Raw genomic sequence first — 2,384 nt, 5'->3', positions numbered from 1 at the left:
CGCTCGGGAGGATTCGAACCTCCGACCACCTGGTTCGTAGCCAGGTACTCTATCCAGCTGAGCTACGAGCGCACATCAGAAAAGCACTCACGATTTGAATCATTTATTTAATCTAATAAATGGTGCGCTCGGGAGGATTCGAACCTCCGACCACCTGGTTCGTAGCCAGGTACTCTATCCAGCTGAGCTACGAGCGCACATCGTGGGGCGCGTATTATATTCAGGAAACGATAATAGTCAACTAATATAAAACACTACTGCCGAAGCAGAAAACGTGGCGGAGAGAGAGGGATTCGAACCCTCGATAGGGTATAAACCTATACACCCTTAGCAGGGGTGCGCCTTCAGCCACTCGGCCATCTCTCCAGATCACGGCGCGCATGATACCACGTTATTTAGAAATTCAAAGAAAAAAATGCAATTAAATCGATGGCTTAGTAATTACCAGCGGATTCATCACCATCTTTCTCACGCTGAATGCGCTGATAAATTTCTTCGCGGTGAACTGCGACTTCTTTCGGTGCATTCACACCAATACGTACCTGGTTTCCTTTTACTCCAAGGACGGTGACGGTCACTTCGTCACCTACCATTAACGTCTCGCCTACGCGACGGGTCAAAATAAGCATAGGTTACTCCTGCAAATCCTATTGATTGGTTCTAGGTAGTTCTAGGGTGCTGTGGCACAAGGCCCATTCTTTTCATCTATCAGTATTGACCATATATTCCGTTATGGTCAGAAAAAAACCGGGATGTTAAGAATGTTTGGTTATTAGGGCCCTTCCATTACGGAAGGTTCCCCAAACAGACAGGAGCAGAGATGCTCAGGCTTCAACCTGAGTATCTTCTTCGGCATCCAGTCCAAACGCAGTGTGCAGCGAACGAACGGCCAACTCCAAATACTTTTCTGCAATCACCACGGAAATTTTGATTTCCGATGTGGTAATAGCAAGAATGTTGATATTTTCATCCGCCAGGGTCTTGAACATCTTACTGGCAACACCGGCATGGGATCGCATACCGACCCCAACCATAGAGACCTTGCAGATGCTGTCGGTACCGATCACCTGACGGGCATTCAGTTCATTAGCGGTTGCTTCCAGAATCGCCATTGCCTTGCTGTATTCATTACGATGAATCGTGAAGGTGAAGTCGGTTGTGCCATCATCCGATACGTTTTGCACAATCATATCGACTTCAATATTGGCATCACTGATGGGCACCAGGATACGGGAAGCGACACCTGGGATATCTGGTACACCTTTGACGGTTACCTTTGCTTCGTCACGATTGAACGCGATACCTGAAATAACGGGATTTTCCACGGAGTCATTCTCCTCCATTGTAATCAGAGTGCCGTTACCTTCCTTGAATGTGGAAAGCACGCGCAGCGGAACCTTGTATTTACCGGCAAACTCGACCGCTCGAATCTGCAGCACCTTGGAGCCCAGACTGGCCATTTCGAGCATCTCTTCGAACGTCACCTGCTCCATTCGACGGGCCGAAGGCACAACGCGAGGGTCCGTTGTGTAAACGCCATCAACATCGGTGTAAATCTGACATTCATCGGCACCCAGTGCCGCTGCCAGGGCAACCCCTGTGGTGTCGGAACCTCCACGTCCCAGGGTCGTGATGTTATGGTCGTCATCCACGCCCTGAAAACCGGCCACAATCACCACACCGCCACTGTCCAGCTGCGTGCGCATGGCCGTGGTATCAATGTCTTCAATCCGGGCTTTCATAAACGCGTTGTCGGTTTTGATACCCACCTGCCAGCCGGTGTAAGAGCGCGCATTAACGCCACGCTTTTCCAGAGCCATGGCCAACAGGGCGATGGTCACCTGCTCTCCGGTGGAAACCAGTACATCCATCTCACGGGGAGAAGGATTATCAGAAACAGATTTGGCCAGACCAATCAATCGGTTGGTTTCGCCACTCATGGCAGACACGGCTACCACCACCTGATGACCCGCGTCGCGGAAGGATTTTACCTTATCGGCAACCATTTCGATCCGTTCAACAGTACCGACCGACGTGCCTCCATATTTCTGTACGTATAACGCCATGATGTAACAACCGGGGTTGACTAGTCTGAAAAGGGCGCTAATTAAACAACAATTGTCATGAACAAGAAAGATACAGAGTGTATGTAAAACACGGAGAACAGCGGGACAGAGTTATTCCTTCAAATACCCATGAAAAGTAAAAGGACATAACTTCTGTTGTGGCAGTTGTTACCTAGCATCTGTCAGTAATAATGGGCGTCCATGCCTGTTTTGACCAGTATGGATATCAATGATTATCGATATCCATACTCATGTCTCTTGTCGGTTTGCCCGATTGGCCGGGCATATCCGGTCAATCAGACGACGGATGCTGCCCAG

The 2,384-nt window shown here is 49.3% G+C and carries 2 protein-coding genes and 2 tRNA genes; all 4 read right to left on the bottom strand.

From position 1 onward, the window contains the following. Window positions 1-120 precede the first annotated feature (120 nt). Window positions 121-197, bottom strand: a tRNA-Arg gene (locus Q4551_RS16050). A gap of 78 nt (window positions 198-275) precedes the next feature. Continuing rightward, window positions 276-366 (bottom strand) — tRNA-Ser (locus Q4551_RS16045). Between the two features lie 68 nt (window positions 367-434). Next, window positions 435-629: a carbon storage regulator CsrA gene (csrA, locus tag Q4551_RS16040; protein ID WP_303434927.1), complete on the bottom strand. Its 195-nt coding sequence runs from the start codon at window positions 627-629 to the stop codon at window positions 435-437. Between the two features lie 195 nt (window positions 630-824). After that, window positions 825-2,066 carry an aspartate kinase gene (locus Q4551_RS16035; RefSeq protein WP_303434925.1) on the bottom strand — a complete coding sequence of 414 codons (1,242 nt, stop codon included), beginning with the start codon at window positions 2,064-2,066 and terminating at the stop codon, window positions 825-827. Window positions 2,067-2,384: the final 318 nt, after the last annotated feature.

Origin of the sequence: Oceanobacter sp. 5_MG-2023 (assembly GCF_030548165.1) — a bacterium.
In the GTDB taxonomy this organism is placed as follows: domain Bacteria; phylum Pseudomonadota; class Gammaproteobacteria; order Pseudomonadales; family Oceanobacteraceae; genus Oceanobacter.
Note: the sequence above shows the minus strand (reverse complement) of the source record. Positions and strands in the feature narration are given on the sequence as shown.